This window comes from Amycolatopsis sp. MJM2582, from assembly GCF_000754115.1.
In the GTDB taxonomy this organism is placed as follows: domain Bacteria; phylum Actinomycetota; class Actinomycetes; order Mycobacteriales; family Pseudonocardiaceae; genus Amycolatopsis; species Amycolatopsis japonica.
Genome location: NZ_JPLW01000007.1, coordinates 503603 through 520726 on the forward strand (window position 1 = coordinate 503603; position 17124 = coordinate 520726).

General features: G+C 71.3%; 11 protein-coding genes. 5 read left to right on the plus strand and 6 right to left on the minus strand.

What is annotated here, in order from left to right:
* Positions 1 to 84 precede the first annotated feature (84 nt).
* From ED92_RS36800 to ED92_RS36810, 3 genes are read left to right on the plus strand one after another with little or no spacing between them, the layout of a single operon-like run.
* Positions 85 to 1164: a precorrin-3B synthase gene (locus ED92_RS36800; RefSeq protein WP_037346648.1), complete on the plus strand. Its 1080-nt coding sequence runs from the start codon at positions 85 to 87 to the stop codon at positions 1162 to 1164.
* A complete protein-coding gene (locus ED92_RS36805) occupies positions 1161 to 1784 on the plus strand; it encodes a precorrin-8X methylmutase (protein WP_016332061.1) in 624 nt (207 codons plus the stop codon). Before ED92_RS36800 ends, ED92_RS36805 begins: the two co-directional genes overlap by 4 nt.
* On the plus strand, positions 1781 to 3286 hold the full coding sequence (locus ED92_RS36810) for a precorrin-2 C(20)-methyltransferase (RefSeq protein WP_037346649.1): 1506 nt from the start codon (positions 1781 to 1783) through the stop codon (positions 3284 to 3286). Before ED92_RS36805 ends, ED92_RS36810 begins: the two co-directional genes overlap by 4 nt.
* On the opposite strand, the gene ED92_RS36815 is transcribed toward ED92_RS36810, so the two are convergent.
* Positions 3277 to 3906 (minus strand): response regulator transcription factor, encoded by a 630-nt coding sequence (locus ED92_RS36815; protein ID WP_235213469.1) that lies wholly within the window; start codon positions 3904 to 3906, stop codon positions 3277 to 3279. The genes ED92_RS36810 and ED92_RS36815 overlap by 10 nt on opposite strands.
* Positions 3907 to 4000: 94 nt before the next feature.
* Here ED92_RS36815 and ED92_RS36820 point away from each other — a divergent pair, with 94 nt between their 5' ends.
* Positions 4001 to 7660, plus strand: coding sequence for an NACHT and WD repeat domain-containing protein (locus ED92_RS36820; RefSeq protein ID WP_052121096.1), 3660 nt, complete (start codon positions 4001 to 4003; stop codon positions 7658 to 7660).
* 399 nt (positions 7661 to 8059) lie between these two features.
* Positions 8060 to 10234, plus strand: a complete 2175-nt coding sequence (helR, locus tag ED92_RS36825) for an RNA polymerase recycling motor ATPase HelR (RefSeq protein ID WP_037346653.1) — start codon at positions 8060 to 8062, stop codon at positions 10232 to 10234.
* Between the two features lie 98 nt (positions 10235 to 10332).
* On the opposite strand, the gene ED92_RS36830 is transcribed toward helR, so the two are convergent.
* From ED92_RS36830 to ED92_RS36850, 5 genes are read right to left on the minus strand one after another with little or no spacing between them, the layout of a single operon-like run.
* Entirely contained in the window at positions 10333 to 13437 is a 3105-nt protein-coding gene (locus ED92_RS36830) for an arabinosyltransferase domain-containing protein (RefSeq protein WP_081976016.1), read from the minus strand.
* 33 nt (positions 13438 to 13470) lie between these two features.
* Positions 13471 to 14214, minus strand: coding sequence for a cobalt-precorrin-6A reductase (locus tag ED92_RS36835; RefSeq protein WP_037346654.1), 744 nt, complete (start codon positions 14212 to 14214; stop codon positions 13471 to 13473).
* Complete coding sequence (locus ED92_RS36840; protein ID WP_037346656.1) at positions 14211 to 15206, minus strand: Gfo/Idh/MocA family protein; 996 nt, start codon at positions 15204 to 15206, stop codon at positions 14211 to 14213. The genes ED92_RS36835 and ED92_RS36840 overlap by 4 nt, the downstream gene beginning before the upstream one ends.
* The gene (gene cobM, locus ED92_RS36845) at positions 15203 to 15964 is read right to left on the minus strand and encodes a precorrin-4 C(11)-methyltransferase (RefSeq protein ID WP_037346658.1); all 762 of its coding nucleotides are present in this window, start codon (positions 15962 to 15964) and stop codon (positions 15203 to 15205) included. Before cobM ends, ED92_RS36840 begins: the two co-directional genes overlap by 4 nt.
* Entirely contained in the window at positions 15961 to 17100 is a 1140-nt protein-coding gene (locus ED92_RS36850; protein WP_037346659.1) for a bifunctional cobalt-precorrin-7 (C(5))-methyltransferase/cobalt-precorrin-6B (C(15))-methyltransferase, read from the minus strand. Before ED92_RS36850 ends, cobM begins: the two co-directional genes overlap by 4 nt.
* Positions 17101 to 17124: the final 24 nt, after the last annotated feature.

The window sequence follows — 17124 nt, forward strand, 5'->3', positions numbered from 1 at the left end:
TCAGTGCTGCGATCGAATGTAGCACACCTACTACATATGATCTGAGACATACTCTCGGTGGAATCGGCCATCTACAGTGAGCGCATGTCCACGAGCGCACGTGTCCGAGCCGACGCGTGCCCTGGTGTTTTCGCCACGCACGACGCGGCCGACGGTCCGCTCGCCCGGATCCGGCTACCCGGCGGCGCCATCTCGGCAGCTCAGTTCAGGGCGCTCGCCGACGCCGCCGAAGACCTCGGTGACGGCGCCCTCCACCTGACCTCCCGCGGCAACGTGCAGCTGCGCGGCGTCACCCGGCCGGGGCTCGCGGGCAGGCTCGCCGCGGCCGGGCTCCTGCCTTCGCCGTCGCACGAACGCGTCCGCAACATCCTCGCCTCACCGCTGAGCGAGACCGCGCAAAAGCTCGCTCGGGAACTCGACGAGGCCTTGTGTGCCGTCCCGGAGCTGGCCGAACTCCCGGGACGTTTCCTTTTCGCCTTCGACGGCGGCCAGGGCGACGTCGCCGGTGAGGGCGCCGACGTCTGCTGGCGCGACGGCGCCGTACTGCTCGCGGGCGAGGACACCGGCCTGCGCGTCCCCGCCGAGCACGCCGTCGAGACGCTGCTCGCCCTCGCGCGCGCGTTCCTGCGCACGAGGGGGACGGCCTGGCGGATCAGCGAACTCGCCGACGTCGAGCCGCTGCTCAGGGGCGTCCCGGGCGAAACGACGGAGCCGCGGCGGTTCGAGGTGAACCCGGGCCTCCCGATCGGGCCGATCGGCGACGCGATCGGGGTCGCCCCGGTCTTCGGCAGGCTCACCTCGGCTCAGGCGCGCGCGATCGCGAACGCCGGGAACGCCGTGGTCACGCCGTGGCGATCGATCCTGGTGCTCGGTCCCTTGGCCGCGGACACGGGGCTGATCACCGATCCGGACGCGCCGTCGCTCGGGGTCAGCGCCTGCATCGGGCAGCCGGGCTGTGCCAAGTCGCTCGCCGACGTGCGGGCCGACGCGGCGCGGGTCGGGCGGACGCCGCGAGCCCATTTCGCCGGTTGTGAACGGCGCTGCGGCAAACCCGCGCGCGAGCACGTCGACGTGCTCGCGACGGAGGACGGTTATCTGGTCGACGGGGCGTTCGTCCCGGTCGGCGAGCTGGCGAGGACGTTGGCGGAGAAAGGGACACAGTGATCGACTACATCCGGGACGGGGCCGAGATCTACCGGCATTCGTTCGCCACCATCCGTGAGGAGGCGGATCTCGCGATCCTGCCCGACGACGTGGCGGTGCTGGCCGTGCGGATGATCCACGCCTGCGGGATGGTCGACCTGGTCGACGATCTGCGCTACAGCCTGGACGTGGTGGAATCCGGCCGTGCCGCACTCGAAGCGGGCGCGCCGATCCTGTGCGACGCGAACATGATCGCCTCCGGGGTGACCCGCAAACGTTTGCCTGCCGCCAACGAGGTGCTGTGCACGCTGTCCGATCCGAAGGTGCCCGGGCTGGCCGAGCGGATGGGCACCACCCGGTCCGCGGCCGCGCTGGAGCTGTGGCGCGACAAGCTGCCCGGTTCCGTGGTGGCGATCGGCAACGCGCCCACCGCGCTGTTCCGCCTGCTGGAACTGCTGGAAGAGGGCGTCGGTGCCCCGGCGGCGATCATCGGGGTCCCGGTGGGCTTCATCGGCGCCGCCGAGTCCAAAGTGGAGCTCGCGAAACGGGCACCGGCCCCGTACCTGGTGGTGCACGGACGACGTGGCGGCAGCGCGATGGCCGTCGCCGCGATCAACGCGATGGCGAGTGAGGTCGAATGAGCGGGCTCGGAAAACTCTGGGGTGTCGGGCTCGGACCGGGTGACCCCGAGCTGATGACCGTCAAGGCCGCGCGCCTGATCGGCGAGGCCGACGTCATCGCCTATCACAGCGCGCGGCACGGCCGGAGCATCGCGCGTTCGGTCGCCGAGCCGTACCTGCGGGACGGCCAGATCGAGGAGAAGCTGGTCTACCCGGTCACGACCGAGACCACCGACCACCCCGGCGGCTACGAAGGCGCCATCGCCGACTTCTACGAGCTGAGCGCGAAACGGCTCGCCGAACACCTCGACGCCGGACGCGACGTGGTCGTGCTCTGCGAAGGCGACCCGTTCTTCTACGGCTCCTACATGTACATGCACGAACGCCTCGCCGACCGCTACGAGGCGACCGTGGTGCCGGGCGTGACGTCGGTCAGCGCGGCGTCGTCGGTGCTCGGCCGCCCGCTGGTGCAGCGCGACGAGGTCCTCACGATCCTGCCCGGCACGCTGCCCGCCCCGGAGCTCGCGCGACGTCTGGCCGACACGCAGGCCGCGGCGGTGCTCAAACTCGGCCGCACGTTCGGCAACGTCCGCGAGGCACTGGCCGAAGCCGGGAAACTGGACGACGCCTTCTACGTCGAACGGGCGACCTGGCAGGCACAGCGCGTCGAGCCGTTCGCCGACGTCGATCCGGAGTCGGTGCCGTACTTCTCGCTGGCGCTGCTGCCCAGCCCGGCCTACGCGTCGCGGCTCGCCGACGAACCCGAAGTCACCCGCGAGGTGGAAGCGCACACCGGCGGGGAGGTCGTGGTCGTCGGCCTCGGCCCGGCGGGTCCGGAGTGGCTGACCCCCGAGGCGACCGCGGAACTGGCCGCGGCGGAGCACATCGTCGGCTACGGCCCCTACGTCGCGCGGGTGCCGCAGCGCGCGGGTCAGCAGCGGCACGCGTCGGGCAACCGCGTCGAGGCCGAACGCGCCGTCGAAGCGCTCGAACTGGCCGCCGGCGGGGCCAAGGTCGCGGTGGTCTCGTCGGGCGATCCCGGCGTGTTCGCGATGGCGTCGGCCGTACTGGAGCAGGTCGCGGCCGGACACGGCGCGGGCGCACGGGTGCGGATCGTGCCGGGCGTGACCGCCGCGCAGGCGGCCGCGTCCCGGGTCGGCGCGCCGCTGGGCCACGACTACTGCGTGCTTTCGCTCTCCGACCGGCTCAAGCCGTGGGAGATCATCGAACGACGGCTCGACGCGGCGGGTGCGGCGGATCTCGTGCTCGCGCTGTACAACCCGGCGTCCCGCACGCGGACCACGCAGCTCGCGCAGGCCCGCGACGTCCTGCTCCGGCACCGCGCGCCGGAGACGCCGGTGGTCGTCGCCCGCGACGTCGGCGGCCCCGAGGAGGACGTCCGCGTGGTCACCCTCGGCACCCTCGATCCGGCCAGTGTGGACATGCGCTGCCTGCTGATCGTCGGCTCGTCGAAGACCCGCGCCGAGAACGGCGTCGTCTGGACACCTCGCACTTACGAGTGACGGCCGAGCCCGGCGTTCCGGGCTTGGGCGAGCAGCACCTCCCGGTCGTCCGTGCCGGCCTTGGCCTGGATCGAGGTGACGACGTTGCGCACGGTCTTGGGCGCGAGCCCCAGCCGGCGCGCGACGTCCGGGATCGTCAGCCCGCCGGCCAGATGGTCGAGCACCTCGTGTTCGCGTGGGGTCAGCCGCGGGAACGCCCGCATCGGCTGTGAAGCGGAGAGCAGGCCGTAGAGCCCGTCCGCGGCGCGCTCGCCGAACACGACCGCGCCCGCCGCGACCCCGCGGATGAAGCGGATCAGATCGTCGGGGCCCGCGCCGCGGGACAGGACGCCGCGCGCGCCCGCGAGCATCGCGGCGACCACGAGTTCGCCGTCGCCGGGCGGGGTCAGCACCAGCACGGCGGTGTCCGGTACGCGGGACGACACCTCGCGTGTCACGGCGAGCCCGTCGAGCGCGGGCGGGTGGACGGACAGGACGAGGACGTCCGGCCGCAGCGCCCTGGCGTGCCAGACCGCTTCACGTTCGTCGGGGGTATGGGCGACCACCTCCAGCTCCGAGGACGCGGGCGGTTCGGGCACGCCCGCGAAGACCACGGTCACCGCATGGGTTCGAATCGGCACGCCATCGGTTGTAGCGCAGAACTTTTGTACAGTGTCGGGCCGTTTTCGGTGAACAATGTCCAATCGGTAACGGTTCGACGATCAGGGGGGCCTGGTGCCGAGACGCGAGCGCCCGCTGGGGCCGGGTGACGACGTCGTCGTGAGCTTCGCGGCGGATCTTCGCCTGCTTCGCGAGAAGGCCGGCGGGCCGACGTACCGCGAGCTTTCGGCCCGCGCGGGTTACTCGGCCGCCGCGCTTTCCGAAGCCGCGGGCGGACGGAAGCTGCCCGGACTCGCGGTGACGACGGCGTACGTCGCCGCGTGCGGAGGTGACGTCGCGGCGTGGGAGGAACGGTGGCGCGCGGTCGCCGCCGGGCTCGCCGCGGCCTCCGGCGAACGCGACGAAACCGAACTCCCGTACCTCGGGCTGGCCGCGTTCCAGACGGCCGACGCCGACCGCTTCTTCGGCCGCGAGCGGCTGGTCGCCGATCTGACCGGCAAACTCGCGGAACGACGGCTCGTCGGCGTCTTCGGCGCGTCGGGCTCGGGGAAGTCGTCCGTCCTGCGGGCAGGGCTGGCGCCGGTGAGCGAACGCCCCGTCGTCCTTCGCACGCCAGGGGCGCATCCACTCGACGAGGACCTCGACGCCGAGGGACGGTTGCTGATCGTCGACCAGTTCGAGGAGGTCTACACGCTCTGCGGCGACCGGATCGAACGCGAGAAGTTCATCGACGCGCTGGTCGCGCTCGCCCGCGACGAGCACGGCACGCGGGTCGTCCTCGGTGTCCGCGCGGATTTCTACGGTCACCTCTGCCGTCACGCCGGTCTGGTCGAGGCGCTCACCGACGCGCAGGTGATGGTGGGCCCGATGACCGCCGACGAACTCCGGACCGCGATCGTCGAACCGGCCGTCCGCGCGGGGTGCCGGGTCGAGGCGGCGCTGGTCACGACGCTCGTCGCCGACGCCACCGGCCAGCCGGCGATGCTGCCGCTGGTCTCGCACGCGTTGCTGGAGACGTGGCGGCGGCGTCAAGGGATCACGCTGACCAGCGCGGCGTACGAGGCGGCGGGCGGGATCCTCAACGCGATCGCACGGACCGCGGAGACGGTCTACACGGATCTGGAGCCGGACCGGCAGCGCGTCGTGCGGCAGATCTTCCTGCGCCTGACCGCGCTCGGCGAAGGCACCGAAGACACGAAGCGCCGTCTCAACCGGCGCGAACTCGACGACGATCCTGCGACGACGGAGGTTCTCGAGCGCCTCGCCGACGCGCGCCTGCTCGTCCTCGACCGGGACGGCGTCGAGATCGCCCACGAGGCCTTGATCCGCGGCTGGCCGCGGCTGCGCGACTGGCTCGCGGAGGACCGCGAAGGGCATCGCCTGCATCGGCAGCTGGCCGAGGCGACCGAGCTGTGGGAGTCGCTGGATCGCGACAAGGGCAGTCTTTATCGCGGCACGCGGCTGGGTCTCGCGGCCGAATGGGCGGAGCGGGAGCCGGACGCGCTGAGCGCGCGCGAGCGGACGTTCCTTCAGGCCGGGCTCGACGCCGAAGCCGAGGAGACCGCCGTCGGCCGCAAACGGACGCGGAGGCTGCGAAGACTCGTCGCGCTCCTCGGCGTCCTGTTGCTCCTGGCGGGTGTCGCCGTCGGGTACGCCGTCGACGCCGGGCGGACCGCCACCGAACAGCGGAACGAGGCGCTCGCGCGCAAGGCCGTCGTCGAGGCGAAGACGTTGCGGGAGTCCAACCCGGCCTTGTCGACCCAGCTCAGTCTCGCCGCGTACCGGCTCGCGCCGATCCAGGAGACCCACGACGGCCTGCTCACCGCCATGGCGGCGCCGTTCGCCACGCGGATGACCTTCGACCCCGGCGACGTCACCGTCGCGCTGAGCGGGCAGCTCATGATCACCTCCGACTCCTACCGGGCGACGCAGGTGTGGTCCATCGCCGATTCGCGGCATCCGGAACTCCTGGCGACGCTGCCCGGATCGGAGGAGGTCCGCGGACCGCTGGCGTTCAGCCGCGACGGGCACGCGCTGGCGACGGCCACCCGGGATCATCGGGTCCGGCTCTGGGATCTGACCGATCCGCGGCGTCCGGTGCGGAAAGCGGATGTCACGGGGCATCGGGACGTCCTGCTCTCCCTCGACTTCGGCCAGGACGGCCGCCTGCTCGTCAGCGGCTCGGTGGACCGGACGGTCCGGCTCACCGACGTCGGCGACCTCGGCGCGCCGAAACCGCTCGGCGGGATCCCGGCCGAACAGCTCGAACGCGCCGTCCTGAGCCCCGACGGCACGCTGCTCGCGGTCACGAACACGAACTGGACGGCGGAGCTCTGGGACGTCACCACCCCGTCCGCGCCACGGCGGCGCTCCGTCCTTTCCGGACACAAGGATCTTCAGCTCACGCCGTCGTGGAGCCCCGACGGCAGGCGGCTGCTCACCACCAGCTGGGATCGCACCGCGAGGCTGTGGGACGTCGCCGATCCGGCGGCGCCGCGGTCCTTGTCGACGTTGACCACCCCGGCCGTGGTCTGGGCGGCCGGGTTCAGCCCGAGCGGCAGGCTCGTGGTGACCGCGGGGGACGACCAGTCGGTGCGTCTTTGGGACGTCACGGGGCCGGCGAAGGAGCTGCCGCCGCTGTCCGGGCACACGAACGCCATCTGGTGGACCGCGTTCTCCCCGGACGGCAAGACCATCGTGTCCACCAGCGCCGACCGCACCGTCCGGCTGCAGGACGTCGGGGAACTCGCGCTGGCGTCGAGCGCGGGCTGGAACGTCGGCACCTTCCTCGAACAGGGGCGCATCCTCGTCACCGCGGGGGACGACGTGCGGCTCTGGGCGATGGACGATCTCCGTGCGCCGAGGCAGCTTTCGAAGCTGCCCGGGCCCGCGACCGTCACCGCGGTCGCGGTGAGCCCGGACCGGCGGAGTCTCGCGCTGGCGGCGCACGCCGGTGCCGGGGTGGCCGGGACCTTCGTGCTCCAGCGCTGGGACATCGGCGATCCGACGGCGCCGAAACTGCTGGCGTCGACCGAGGTCCTGCCGACCTACTCGCTCGCCTTCAGCCCGGACGGGAAGACCTTCGCCTCCGGCCGCGACGACGGACCGATCACGCTCTGGGACGTCAGCGACCCCCGGCGGTTCACCGGGCCGCGGGATCTGCCGGTCGGCGACGGCACCGTGTGGTCGCTCGCGTTCACCCCGGACGGGCGGACGCTCGTGGCGAGCCAGGGGCCGGACTCGTCCGCGGTGACCCTGTGGGACGTCGCCGATCCCCAGCGGCCCAGCCTGGTGTCGACCCTGCGGCCCGACGGCGGCACGGTGTTCAAGATGGCGCTCAGCCCCGACGGCCGCACGGTCGCCGCGGGCAGCAGCGACCGGAACGTCTACCTGTGGGACATCACCGATCGCGCGCACGTCGCGCGGCTCGCGAAATTGGGCGGGCACGCCGAAGGAGTCGGGCCGCTCGCGTTCGGTCCGGACGGCCGGGAACTGGCGGCGTCGGCGTTCCGGACGGTGCGCGTCTGGGACGTGGCCGATCCGCGGAAACCGGTGGAGACGACGCAGCTCACCGGCTTCGCGGCGACGGTCAACTCGCTGGCGTACCGGGACGACGGGCATACGCTCGCGATCGGGAGCAGCGGTGTCCAGCTGTGGCAGACGGATACTGCGCGCGTTGCGGAGGAGATCTGCGAGCTGGCGACGCCGAGGATCACGCGGGAAGAGTGGGAGAAGTACTTTCCGGGGCTCGAATACGCGCCACCGTGCGGATGAGCAAGTTCCGGAACTGTCCCTAAAGGACAGTGGGCCGAGCGTCGCGAAAGCCACTTTCGGGACATCACACGTCGCGAAGGTGGCTTTCGCGACGTGTCCAGGGCATGGGGCTCAGCAAAGCCGCATCGGCAGCGTTGCGAAGGACTCCTTCGCTACCTTCAGAGTAGGGAAGGAGACCTTCGCTACCGTCTGGGCCGACTCGCGCCCCCGCCTCAAACGTCGCGAAAGTGGCTTTCGCGACACGTCGACTTGCGTGGATACAGGGCCCGACCGGGCCAAGAAGTAGACGGAGCAACTTCCTCCGTAATAAACATATAGCGCATGGGGGGACTTGCCACAAGACCCCGGTGATGCCTCAGACTCACTCGCCGTAGCCGAAACCTGGCGAAATGGGAGTCTGTGTCAACTCAGGGTCATGAAGAAGAGCTCCGGTCCGAACGCGAGTACGTCGCCGGGCTCTACACGCGCCTGGACGCCGAACGCGCGCGGGTGAAGGGGGAGTACCAGGCCGCGCTGGGCGGAACCGGCGGGACGGCGATGGAACGTGACGTCGAGGTGCGCGCGCTGGCCAGGGAGTCGCGTCGGCTGGACGTCGTCGACAACGGGCTGTGCTTCGGCAGGCTCGACAGCCTCGCGGGGGAGACCTCGTACATCGGCCGCATCGGTCTCTTCGACGAGGAGAACGACTACGAACCGGTGCTGCTCGACTGGCGGGCGCCGGCGGCGCGCCCGTTCTACACCGCGACCGCCGCGACGCCGGAGAAGATGCGCCGTCGCCGCCAGTTCCACACGCACGGCCGTGAGGTGCTCGGGTTCACCGACGAGGTGTTCGGCCGCCCCGGCGGCGACGCGGAGGGTGACGCGGCGCTGCTCGCGGCCGTCAACGCGCCGCGTGGCGAGGGGATGCGGGACATCGTCGCGACGATCCAGTCCGAACAGGACGAGATCATCCGGCACGAGCACCCCGGGGTACTGGTGATCGAGGGCGGGCCGGGGACCGGGAAGACCGTGGTCGCGCTGCACCGCGTCGCGTACCTGCTCTACACGCAGCGCGAGCGGATGGAGCGCCACGGCGTGCTCGTGGTCGGACCGAATCCGGCGTTCCTGCACCACATCGGCCGTGTCCTGCCGTCGCTGGGCGAGACCGATGTGGTGTTCATGACCACCGGCGATTTCGTGCCCGGCAAGCACGTCACCGCCGAGGACGGGCCGGAGGTCACGCGGCTCAAGGGTTCGTTGAAGATGCTGGACGTCCTCAAGGCCGCCGTCGCCGATCGTCAGCGGCTGCCCGAGGAGCCGGTGTTGATCGACCTCGCCGACGTCACCGTGCGGATCGACGCCGAGACCGCGGAATGGGCCCGTGACGAGGCACGCAAGAGCGGCCTGCCGCACAACGAGGCGCGCGGGACGTTCACCGACATCGTCACCTACGTGCTGACCGAGCGGGCGATCGCGCGGATCGGCCGCGGCTGGCTCAGCCGGGACGACCGCGACGAATGGGAGCGGCTGCGGAAGGACCTGCTGAAGGAACTGGCGGAGAGCGAGACCTTCACCGCCGCGCTCGACGCGCTCTGGCCGATCCTGACGCCCGAAAGTCTGCTGGGGACGCTGCTGTCGTCCTCGGAGCGGCTTCGCGCGGCGGGGGCCGACCAGGCGTTGCTGCGCGCCGACGGCGAGGCATGGACGGTGTCGGACACGCCGCTGCTCGACGAACTCGTCGACCTGCTCGGCCGCGACAAGGCGGAGGACAAGGCCGCCGAGATGGCGCTCGCGCGGGAGAAGAAGGCCGAGGCCGAGTACGCCGAAGGCGTGTTCGACACGATGAAGCTCGACCGCGAGGAGATGGACGAGGACGTCATGCTGTCGGCGGAGAACCTGCTCTTCGCCGACGAACTCGCCGACCGGTTCGTCGAGCACGACACGCGCAGCCTCGTCGAGCGTGCCTCCGCGGACCGGGACTGGACGTACCGGCACGTCGTGGTCGACGAGGCGCAGGAACTGTCCGAAATGGACTGGCGGGTGCTGATGCGGCGCTGTCCCAACCGGTCGTTCACCGTCGTCGGCGATCTGGCGCAGCGCCGCTCCGAGGCCGGAGCGCGTTCGTGGGACGCGATGCTGAAGCCGTACGTGCCGGGGCGCTGGGTGTACCGCTCGCTGACGGTGAACTACCGCACCCCGGCCGAGATCATGGCTGTCGCCGCGTCGGTGCTCGCCGAGTTCGCGCCCGAGGTCCGGGCGCCGGAATCGGTGCGGTCCAACGGTGTCCGGCCGTGGGCACGGCAGGTCGACGCGGAATCGCTGGCCGGTGCCATCGAAGAGTTCGTCAAGGACGAAGCCGGGCGTGAAGGCACGAGTGTCGTGATCGGGCCGCCCGGCGTGCCGGGCACGGTGCCCGCGTCGGAGACGAAGGGGCTCGAGTACGACGCCGTCCTCGTCGTGGACCCCGAGCGGATCCTGGCCGACGGACCGCGAGGTGCCGCTGAGCTCTATGTGGCGCTGACGCGCGCTACGCAGCGCCTCGGCGTCCTTCACGAGGCTCCGCTGCCGCCCGCGTTGGCGGGCCTGAACGCGTAACTCGCGTGATCAGACAGCGCACTCGCGTGATTGGGGCCGGAACTCGTGAGTTCCGGCCCCAATCACGCGTGTTACGGGCTCAATCACGCGAGTGACGGCTAGCGGGTCGGGTCCTTGCCGTTCGGCTGCCGCGGTCCGGGGCCGGGGGACCACCAGCCGGGGACGACCTTCTCGCCGTGGACGATCGTCGGCGCGATCCCCTCGGTGAACGGTTCGACCTGCAGCAGCTGGCCCCAGGACTGGCTCGGCTGGCCGATCAGGTAGCTGGGCACCTCGGGTTCGGCCGCGACCTCTTCGAGCCAGCCGATCGGGCCGCCGTTGGTGCTGGACGCCCAGTTCGCCTCGTCGGCGACGGCGCCGGCGGTGATCCGGTACTCGGGCATCTTCGAGATGCCGTCGTGCGAGGTCACCGGCTGCACGCACGGGTAGACGAACGACGCGGGCCAGTCGACGTACACCGGTTTGCCCGCGATCTTCTCGGTCAGCGTGGTGAACGTCGGCACGCGCGGCGCGGACGCGGCGATCCAGCCGTCCTCGGTGAGGTCGTTGTCGACGATGTTGATCCGCACGGATGTCGTCTCGGCGGGGAGGTCGCGCAGGTTGATCCGGGTGTCGTTCCAGCCGTTGGTCCCGGCGCCGGGCGGCAGCACGAACTGGCTGCGCACGACCTTCACGCCTTCGCTGGTGTTCACGCCGTAGTCGAGGCTGACCGACGTCGGTCGCCGGGCCGCGCCCGCGGTGGCGACCACGATCTGGCCGTCGGCCGGCTTCTCGGAGAGGGCGTACCAGTCGCTGCGCAGCCGCCCGGCCCGCGTCTCGGGGTCGAGGAAGCTGCTCCACATCGGGACTTCGTCGGGTTTGAAGCCGTGCGGCGGTTCGGCCAGCGGATCCTTGTCGTCGATCGCGCGGGTGTGGAACCCGGTCTGCACCCGGCCGTTGTCCTGCTCGGGATCCGGCAGTGGCGGCGGGGTCTGCCCGGCGGGCGGCTCCTCCTTCTTCACCGGGACCGTCCGCTGTTCGGGCTGGGCCCGCAGGATGCTGGTCGCGGCGTCCCGTTCCACCATCACGTGGTCGGAGAGGTTGCAGCTCTTGCCGAACAGATGCCCGAAGTTCGCGGCGCCGAGGCTGTAGGAACCCTGCTGGTTGTGGATCGCCCACGCCATGCTGACGAACTCGCCCGTGGCCATCAGACCGCAGACCACCACCAGCGAGAGCGAACCGAGCCGCAGCGACCGGCTCCGCCCTTCTTGCGGTCCCGCTTGCAGGCCGGGCCGGTGCGCGCGGACGTTCTCCACGAACGCGTACACCCCGGAGATCGCCGCCGCGATCAGCAGGATGGTCGACAGCGGGATCCCGCCGATCGACGGCGCCACCGCCGTCCACTGCACGCCGAGTTTCGAGACGAACCAGTACGAGTTGGGCCCGGTCGCGGCCAGCGCGCCGACCACGAGCAGCCCGGCGAGGAACGCCGCCCGGTTACGCCGTGAGCGCAGCACCGTCGAACTGGTCGCCAGCGCGGTCAACGCCGCCATCGCCGCGCCGACCGCGGCGAACGCGCCGAAGTGGTGCGTCCACTTGGTCGGGGTCAGCGCCAGCAGCAGGAAGAACAGCGCGACCGTGCCGATCAGGCGGCGGCTGGGGCCGAGCGCGGCGCCGGGGATCCGGCCGCGGCGCAGCAGCACCACCAGGCAGGTCCCGGTGCACAGCAGCACCAGCAGCACGGGGAACCGGCGTGGCACGGAGCCGTCCGGCAGGCTTTCGAACAGCAGCTGGTAGCGCGCGAGTTCCTGGAACCACGACAGGTTCGGGCCGACCAGGGTGCGGATCCGGGTCGCCTCCTGCACGGTGGCGAAGGTCTGGTCGGCGAACACCACGACCAGCACCAGCAGCCCGGCGGCCAGCACCGGCGCGAGCACCGGCAGCCAGCCGTTCTCGGCGCGCTGGCGGACCAGTTTGTACAGCGGGCGCGCGGCGACCAGGAACGGCGCGACCGCGATCAGCCCGGTCGGCGTCGCGGCCAGGGTGAACCCGGCCGCGGTCAGCCCGAGGCACAACGGCAGCAGACGGCGGGTCACCAGCGCGCGCTCGACGGCGCAGATCGCCAGCAGCGAGCCCAGCGCGGCGACCGGTTCCGGCCGGACCCCGTTGTTGAACGGCATCCACCAGACCAGGAACACCGCGGCGGCGGCCCAGCCGGCGGCGCGGCTCGTGCGGACCTGGGTGCCCAGGCGCGGCATGACCTCGCGGCTGATCAGCAGCCAGCTCAGCACGCCGAGCACGAACGACGGGAGCCGGATCCACGGCGGCACCGTGCTGACGTGCGCCATCAGCTGATACACGTGGTAGAACCAGCCGAACGGCGCTTCGGCGACCCCGAACCAGCGGTGGTAGTTCGTGAGGTAGCCGGTCTCTTCGGCCACTCTCGACATCGTGAGGATGTAGCCGTCGTCCGAGGTGACCGGGCCGATGAACACCCACGCGCCGAGCGCGATGATCACCGTCGCGTCGCGGGCGGTCAGCCGCCACCAGCCGACCGGCGCCCAGCGCGGCGCGCGGCGGGCGAATCCGGAGTCCATCCGCCACACCGCGATCAGGCAGCCGATGAACGACAGCGCCGCGATGACGCCGATGATCCACTTCCACACCGTCGGCGACGTCTGGTAGCGGGTGTCCGGGACGACCGAGACGTGCAGACCGGCGATCGGGTCCTTGCCCGCGTTGATCGACGAGTAGATCCCGACCAGCCGCGGCCGGACGTCGCCCTCGGCGTGGAACACCACGGTCTCGGCGACGGTCAGCGTCATCTGGTTCGCGTCCGCCGACAGCTTTACGTCACATTTGTTCTCGGGAAGCGGCTGCTGCACGATCTGCTGCCCCTGGCTGGAGGCGAGCAGCACCCCGTTGTCGATGCGCAGCTGCAGGCCGACGCCCTTGCCCGCGCGCGGGTCGGTGCGGCCGTCGGGCACGGTGGAGAACAACAGCGCCTGGCCCTGCGAACGCGCGTCCAGCGAACGGACGGTCGTGCACGGCAGGTCGACGCGCAGGTCCTGCGCCCAGTACCCGGTCAAGGGCGCGTTGACGGAGCGGGTGTCGCCGCCCGTTGGCCAGACGACCTCCGCTGTGTCCTGCACCACCGGCAGGAAGGGGAAAGCCAATGCGCACAAGGCGGACAGCAACCCCAGCGTGACAGCGATCAAACGCATCGGCGCAACGCTAACGGGTCTGGTCCGAACGGCTTACGCAGGGCTGCCCTTCGTCCTGTCGCCAAGCCAGGTTATAGCGCCCTGAACTGTCGTTACGCTGGCCGTTTCCGGCCGCGCCGGCCGCCGCACGACGACCACCGGGAGGCCGAGCCCGCGGGCCGCGGTGAGCTTCGCCGCGGTCATCGCGCCACCGCTGTCCTTGGTGACGAGGACCTCGACGCCGTGCCGCTCCATGAGCGCGCGTTCCTTCTCCACCGTGTACGGCCCGCGGTCCAGCAGTATTTCGTGACGGCGGGGGAGCGGCGCCTCAGGCGGGTCGACGCAGCGGATCAGGAACCAGAGATCCAGCCCGGCGAAGGCAGCGAGGCCCTGCCGCCCGCTGGTGAGGAACACGCGTCCGCCGAGCGCCGGGAGCAGCCGCGCGGCGTGGTCGAGGTCGTCGGCCCAGTGCCAGGTGTCGCCGGGCTCTTCGGTCCAGCCGGGCCTGGCGAGCCGGAGCAGCGGTGTGCCCGTGTCCCGTGCCGCGATGGCCGCGTTCGAGCCGATGCGTTCGGCGAAGGGATGCGTGGCGTCGATCACCGCGTCGATGTCGTTCTCGGTCAGCCAGCGCGCGAGCCCCTCCGGCCCGCCGAAACCGCCGACTCGGGTCTCGCCGTGAGGCAGCTTCGGTCGTGCGACGCGGCCCGCGAGTGAGGACACGACGTGCTCGCCGCGCGCCACCAGCTCCTTCGCGAGCTCGCGTGCTTCGCCGGTGCCGCCCAGGATCAGCAGCTTCATCGGGCCACAGCCTCGCGCCACCGTTCCAGCGTGCGCAGGTTCGCGAGCGTCTCCGCCCAGGTGAGTTCAGGCGCCTGGCGGTCTTCGATATGCGCCGCGACGTGGTCGGCTTCGCGGGCGAAAAGGCCTTGTGTCGCCTCGACTTCGATCACCTCGGGCTCGCCGCCTTCCGGCGTGAGCACGATCCGCGACGTCTTCGGCTTGCGCATTTCGTGGATCCACGCCGGTTTCGGCACGTACAGCTGCCCGTCCGAGCCGTACACGCGGATGTGATCGTCCTGCGTGAGCTGGAAACCGCAGGCCAGTTGCGCGAGGATCCCGCCCGGCAGCCGCAGCAGACCGAACGCGACCTCGTCGACGCCGTTCTCATCCAGCCTCGCCATCCCGAGCACTTCTTCGGGCTCGACGACGTCCTGCCCGGTCGCCGCCTGCGAGACCAGCCGCGCGAGTGACGTGCAGTAGCAGCCGACGTCGAAGATCCCGCCGCCGCCCAGCGCGGGATCGGTGAGCCGGGGGACGGCGAAGTTGTAGCTGAAGGCGACGTCCACGGCGCGGACCTCGCCGATGGCGCCGCAGGAGATCAGCTCGGCCAGCCGCCGGATCTGCGGATGCAGCCGGTACATGAACGCCTCCATGAGGAAGACGTCGTTCGCGCGGGCGGCTTCGACGACCTTCTCGGCCTCGGCGACGGACATCGTCAGCGGTTTCTCGCACAGGATGTGCTTGCCCGACTCGGCCGCGCGGATCGCCCATTCGCCGTGCAGCGGATGCGGCGTCGAGATGTAGATCGCGTCGACGTCCGGATCGGCGAGCAGATCCTCGTAGGCGCCGTAGCATTTCGGGATCTCGAAACGGCTCGCGAACTCGGCCGCCCGGTCACCGGATCGCGCGGCGACGGCTTCGAGCACGCCGTGCTTGCTCTCTTCGACGCCCGCCGCGAACTCGGCGGCGATGGTCCCGGCGGCCAGCAGGCCCCAGCGAAGACTCTTCACAACGACTCCGGTTGGTTCGCTCGATCACGGGTGGCCGAATACAGGAAACTGTCGGGAAACCCTTCCGCGGCAAGGACTTCCCCGACGAAGATCATCGCGGCGCGACTGATCCCGGCCTCGCGGGACTGCGCGGCGATGGTGCCGAGCGTCCCGCGCAGCACCTGTTCACCCGGCTGGCTGGCCAGCGCGACCACCGCGGCCGGGCAGTCGTCGCGGTAGAACGGCCGCAGTTCGTCGACTACCTGCTCGATGCGGTTGATCGCGAGATGCAGCGCGAGCGTGGTGCCGGTGCGCGCGAAGTTCGCCAGCGTTTCCCCCGGCGGCATGGCCGTGGACCGGGCCTGGGCCCGCGTGATGACCAGGCTCTGCCCGACCTCGGGCACGGTCAGCTCGCGGTTGAGCAGCGCGGCCGCGGCGGCGAACGCGGGAACGCCCGGCGTGACGTCGTACGGAACGCCTGCCGCGTCGAGGCGGCGCATCTGCTCGGCGACGGCGCTGTAGATCGACGGATCGCCCGAGCACAACCGCGCGATCTCGTGGCCCTTGCCGTGCGCTTCGACCATGCGCTCGACGATCGCGGGCAGGTCGAGGTTCGCGGTGTCGACGAGCACCGCGTCGTCCGGGCAATAGGCGAGCAGGTCCGTGGGGGTCATGCTGCCGGGGTACAGGCAGGTTCGGCAGCGGCCGAGCAGGTCACGGCCTCGTACGGTGATGAGGTCGGCCGCACCCGGACCGGCGCCGATGAAGTGGACAGTCACGACTTGCTCCATTGGGTCACGGCTCGCGCCGGGGTCCAGCCGGTGAATCCGCCGAGCGGCGCGGCCTGTTCGACGGCGACGCGGATCAGTTCCCCGCCGCGTTCGCCGTACGCGCGGGCCAGGGCCTGTTCGGCTTCGAGGGTCACGCCGTGCGCGACGATCCGCGCGCCGGTCGCCAGGCAGGCGTCCAGGACACCGGGCACGGTCAGTCCGCCGCCGATGAAGATCGCTTGCGGGGTGGCCAGCCCTTCGAGGGCTTCCGGCGCCGCGCCGGTCACCACGTCGAGTTCCGGGACGCCGAGCGCGTCCGCGTTCCGGGTGATCCGGGCGGCCCGCTCCGGTGACCGCTCGATCGCGATCGCCCGGTTCAGCGGATGCACCCGGGACCATTCGATGCCGACGCTGCCCGCGCCCCCGCCGACGTCCCACAGCAGTTCGCCGGGCGACGGCGCGAGCCTGGCCAGCGCGGACGCGCGCAGGTCGCGTTTGGTGAGCTGGCCGTCGTGCTCGAAGGCGTCGTCCGGCAGCCCGGTCAGCGGCAGCGCGGGGCCGTCGGCCTCGATGGCGAACACGGTCAGCGAGCCGGGGCCGACGCGTTCGTCTGGGCCGCCGAGGTCGGACAGCGCGGTGACGCGGCTCTTGCCGTAGCCGCGGGTTTTGAGCAGGTCGAGCAGGTCTTCGGCGTTCGCGCCGAGGACGAGGATCTTCCGCCCGGGCGCGAGCGCGCGGCTCACCCGGGCGATCGCGCGGCCGACGACGGTCACCACCTCGGTCTCCTCCGCCGACCAGCCGAGCCGCGCGCGGGCGAGCGTCACCGAGGAGAGCGCGGGCAGGACCTCGACGTCGTAGCCACGCTGGATCAGTGTCGTGCCGATGCCGGACAGCAGCGGATCGCCGCTGGCCAGCACGCAGACACGGCCCTCGCGTTCGGCGAGGAAGTCGTCCAGAGCGGGCAGGAGCGGGCTGGGCCAGGGCTCGGATTTCAGCCCGGCGGGCAGGTACGCGAGCTGACGCGGAGCGCCTACGACCACGTCGGCGTTCAGGACCGCTTCCCTGGCCTGCGAGGACAGGCCGGGCCAGCCGTCGGCCCCGATCCCGACGACCGTCAGGGGTGATTTTTCGCGCACGTTCGTCACGGTAGATGACGGATTTCCTGTGCG

Bases quoted from the DNA above. Each gene is read 5' to 3' on its own strand.
- ED92_RS36835 (WP_037346654.1), bottom strand. From the start codon at position 14,214: ATGAAGCTGCTGATCCTGGGCGGCACCGGCGAAGCACGCGAGCTCGCG.
- ED92_RS36810 (WP_037346649.1), top strand. From the start codon at position 1,781: ATGAGCGGGCTCGGAAAACTCTGGGGTGTCGGGCTCGGACCGGGTGAC.
- ED92_RS36830 (WP_081976016.1), bottom strand. From the start codon at position 13,437: ATGCGTTTGATCGCTGTCACGCTGGGGTTGCTGTCCGCCTTGTGCGCA.
- ED92_RS36800 (WP_037346648.1), top strand. From the start codon at position 85: ATGTCCACGAGCGCACGTGTCCGAGCCGACGCGTGCCCTGGTGTTTTC.